We start from the raw sequence: 3,779 nt of genomic DNA on the forward strand, positions 1-3,779 counted from the left end.
CGCCTCCGGCGGATCGCCATCGACGAAATCTCCGTCGGCCACGGTCATCGTTACCTGACCGTCGTCCTTGACCTGAACACCGGGGCGGTCGTCTTCATCGGCCACGGCAAGGGAGCCGGCGCCCTCGATCCCTTCTGGAAACGTCTCAAGGCCGCCCATGCGAAGATTCAAGCGGTCGCCACCGACATGTCCCCGGCGTACATCTTTGCCGTCCGGGAGAATCTCCCCAAGGCCATCCATGTCTTCGACCACTTCCATGTCGTGAAGCTCTTCAACGAACGCCTCTCCGATTTTCGCCGCGAACTGCAACGCGAGGCCGAGGGGCCGCTCGGCAAGACCGTGCTCAAGGGAACGCGGTGGCTGATTCTCAAAAACCCCGAGAATCTGGACGAGACCAAAGGGGAACGCGCCCGGCTGGAAGAAGCCCTGCGGATCAACCAACCGCTGGCGACGGCGTATTACATGAAAGAAGAGTTTCGCCACTTCTGGGAGCAGGGGAGCCCGAAAGACGCCGCCCGGTTTCTGGACGACTGGTGTCGGCGGGCCGAGGCGTCCAAGCTGTCGGTGTTGCAGAAGATGGCGAGTTCTTTCCAGATGCACCGGACCGGCCTGCTGAACTACCATCGCTGTCCGATTTCGACCGGCCCCCTCGAAGGGGTGAACAACAAAATCAAGACCCTGCAACGACAGGCCTATGGCTACCGTGACCAAGAATTCTTCCACCTTCGCATTTACTCAATCCATCGAGCCAAGTACGAACTTCTCGGATGAGCCATTTTTTATAATCCTTCCAAACACGCGTCTTTCATTGGGTGTGCCCCGTTGGAGACGCCCGTGCTGCGAACCCGTTGGATCACCAATTCCCAGGCCGCCAATGCCTATTACCAGACCGGAGACTATTACGCGGACAGCCGGGGTGACTGGCTGGGGCGGGGCGCGGAAATGCTCGGCTTGCGCGGCGAGGCGACCAAGGAGGATTTCTTCTCGCTGTGTGACAACCGTGATCCGAGGACCGGCCGGCCGCTTACCACCCACACCCGCGACGGCCGACGGGTCGGCATCGACTTGAATTTCAACTCCGTGAAGTCAGTCGGGATCGTCCGCGAACTCGGCGGCGCGGACAACCGGGGCGATGACCGGGTCGAAGAAGCCCACCGCGAGGCAGTGGCCCACACGATGCGTCATGTCGAAGCCGACATGCGCGGCCGGATCCGGGTCGGCGGCCTGAACGAAGACCGGGTGACCGGCAACCTGGTCGCCATCCGGATTTCGCATCGCGACACCCGGATCAACGCCGACGATGCCATGCCCGACATGTCACTTCACGATCATGTGGTCGTGTTCAACGCCACCTTCGATCCGGTCGAGGGGAGATTTAAGGCGGCCCAGATTGGTCCAATCAAGCATGACGCCCCGTACTTCGAGGCGATTTACCACAATCGCCTCGCTTGCAACCTTCGCGAGCTCGGCTATGGAATTCGCCGGAAGGACAAGGCTTTTGAAATCGCCGGGGTCTCGGACGAACTGGTGCGGAAGTTCTCCCGTCGGCGGGCTCATATTGACAATGTGGCCAAAACGCTTGGAATCAGCAGCCCCGCCGGCCGGGACACGCTCGGGGCCACCACCCGCCTTGGTAAAACGAAGGAAGCCGAAGCCGATCTCAACGGCTACTGGGTTGGGCGGCTGACCGAATCGGAGCGTCTGGCTCTCACCCGGCTGACCGGCCTGAAATCTTCCGAATGCGACACTCGGGAAGCGGTCCGGTTTGCTATCGGCCACCTGTTCGAGCGGAACAGTGTCGTTGACGAGCGGCGGCTTTACGAGGCGGCTATTCGGCGCGGCATCGGGTCGGTGACGCCCGAAGGCGTGCAAGCCGAGGCGAAACGCCAGGGCTTGTTGGTCCGGGACGGCGAGGCCACGACCCGCGAGGCGCTTTCCGAAGAACAACGCCTTCTCGAATTCGCGCGAGAAGGGAAGGGGACCATGTTCCCCTGCGGACGTCATCCCCGGCTGGAACAGGATGCGGATTTTCAATCGCTCTCGGCCGAACAACGGGCGGTTTGCCGTCACGTCTGGGAATCACACGACCGGGTGATTCTGATCCGCGGGGCCGCCGGCACGGGAAAGACGCGAACCATGCGGGCGACAACGGCGGGGATCGGCCTTCCGGTTGTGACGCTGGCTCCGTCGGCCGAGGCCAGCCGGGGCATCCTCCGCCGGGAAGGGTTCGGCGAGGCCGACACCGTGGCCCGGTTCCTGGCCGACCCCGCCATGCAGGCAAACGCCCGTGGCGGGGTGATTTGGGTCGACGAGGCGGGGGTGTTGGGAACCCGCCAGACGGCCCGGCTGTTCGAGGTCGCCGGCCGGTGCGACGCCCGGGTGGTGCTTCAGGGGGACCGGCGCCAGCACGGTTCCGTGGAACGGGGGGCGACGCTGCGCGTGCTTGAGGAGTTCGCCGGTCTTCCGGTCGCCGAACTGCGAGATATCCGGCGCCAGCGAGGGCAATACAAGGCGGCGGTGGAACTGCTCTCGCGGGGGGAAACGCTCAAAGGATTCGACCGGCTGGAGAAACTGGGCTGGGTTCGTCAGGCGGAGGACAACGAACCGCTGGTCAACGACTATCTGGCCGCCCTCGGGGACGGCCGGTCGGTTCTGGCGGTGGCACCGACCCATGCGGAGGGGGAGGAGGTCACGGCGGCCATCCGGCGGCGCCTGAGGGAACATGGCCGGATCGGACCGGATGACCGGCTGGTCGGGCGTCTGACGCCGCTCGGCTGGACGGAGGCTGAGCGGGAGGATCCGGCGAGTTACGACGGCTCTGAGGTGGTGCGGTTTCACCACAACTCGGGGCCGTACAAGGCGGGCGAGCGAGTCAGGGCGACGGAATTCCGATTGGGCCGGGTCCGGCCGGAGCATTTCGCCGTCTATGCCGGCGACCAACGACCGCTGGCCGTCGGCGACGTGATCCGCATCACCGCCAACGGCCGGGACAAGTCGGGCAAACACCGGCTCAACAACGGCGGCGAACATACCGTCCGGGGCTTCACCCCCGATGGCGATCTCCGACTGGCCAACGGCTGGGTCATCGACCGGGAGTTCGGGCATTGGACGCATGGGTATGTCACGACCAGCCATGCCGCCCAGGGCAAAACCGTTGACCGGGTGTTCATCGCCATGGGAGGCAAATCGCTTCCGGCGATCAGTGCCGAGCAGCTTTACGTCTCGGTTTCGCGGGGTCGCGAACAGACGGCCATTTACACCAACCTCGTTCCGGAGCAACTGCGCGAGGCGATCCGGCGATCCGATCTGCGGAAGTCGGCGACCGAGTTGACGGGCCAAACCCGCAAATCAGCGAAAGTGAAAACCCGGGCCAGATGGCGTGAGTTCATGAGAAGGGCCGGGGGCGTCTTGCGCCAGTGGCGCGAGCGAACCAAGGCCCGCCTGGCTGAGATTTCCCGAACCAGGGAGCAATCGTATGAAAGGTAAGAGCTTCGACGACATCCTGCAAGGCTCGCCCGCGCCGGCCAGGGAGGTGCCGGTCGCCGCGGACGACCTCGGGCCGTGCGCCGCAAGACCGGACCCGGCGGGCCTGGTGAGTCTGTGCGTGATCAACGGCCGGGCCGATTCCCGGGCCTTTCAGTACGCGCATCTGGGCTTCGCGAACTTCGCCGCCGATGGCACGTCTTTCGCCGTCGAATTCAACGAGCCGGAGAAATGGCGTCTGACAGTGCGGGGTCGAAAACTGTGGCGGGGGGTTTCCAACCTCCACCAACACCGGC

General features: G+C 64.4%; 3 protein-coding genes. All 3 read left to right on the forward strand.

The window, feature by feature from the left end; all coding sequences use genetic code 11:
* The coding region (locus BGIM_RS59905; RefSeq protein ID WP_029630400.1) for an ISL3 family transposase at window positions 1-771 on the forward strand (771 nt) is incomplete at its 5' end.
* Window positions 772-834: 63 nt separating this feature from the next.
* A complete protein-coding gene (gene mobF, locus BGIM_RS52135; protein ID WP_020472316.1) occupies window positions 835-3,486 on the forward strand; it encodes a MobF family relaxase in 2,652 nt (883 codons plus the stop codon).
* On the forward strand, window positions 3,476-3,779 hold a 304-nt coding region (locus BGIM_RS64965; RefSeq protein ID WP_162136283.1), incomplete at its 3' end, for a hypothetical protein. The genes mobF and BGIM_RS64965, both read left to right, overlap by 11 nt.

Source organism: Zavarzinella formosa DSM 19928, from assembly GCF_000255705.1.
GTDB classification, from domain to species: domain Bacteria; phylum Planctomycetota; class Planctomycetia; order Gemmatales; family Gemmataceae; genus Zavarzinella; species Zavarzinella formosa.